This window comes from Mesorhizobium sp. M1A.T.Ca.IN.004.03.1.1, from assembly GCF_003997555.1.
Classification (GTDB): Bacteria; Pseudomonadota; Alphaproteobacteria; order Rhizobiales; family Rhizobiaceae; genus Mesorhizobium.
The window spans coordinates 1-251 of record NZ_RZTV01000749.1; the positions used below are offsets into that span (position 1 = coordinate 1).

1 protein-coding gene is annotated in these 251 nt (G+C 62.9%); it reads left to right on the forward strand.

Annotation, left to right across the window (positions count from 1 at the left end; translation table 11 throughout):
* On the forward strand, nt 1-251 hold a 251-nt coding region (locus EOD29_RS33655), incomplete at both ends, for an RES domain-containing protein (protein WP_164764042.1).

Here is a 251-nt window from a genome sequence, read left to right on the forward strand (position 1 = left end):
GTCGTTTCAACCGGCCAGGCGTCGAAGCGCTTTACCTGTCCCGCGCGCCGCAGACGGCGTTGGAGGAATACAAGCAGGGTGCCAGCATCACTCCGCCCGCCACCCTTGCCGCCTACAAGATCACGCTCGGCCAGGTGGCCGACCTTTCTCAAGGGTTCGACCCAAACATCTGGGACGGCGCTTGGCAGGAATGGGATTGTGCCTGGCGCCAGGTCGCTCGCATTGACAAGAAGATCCCGCCATCGTGGAAG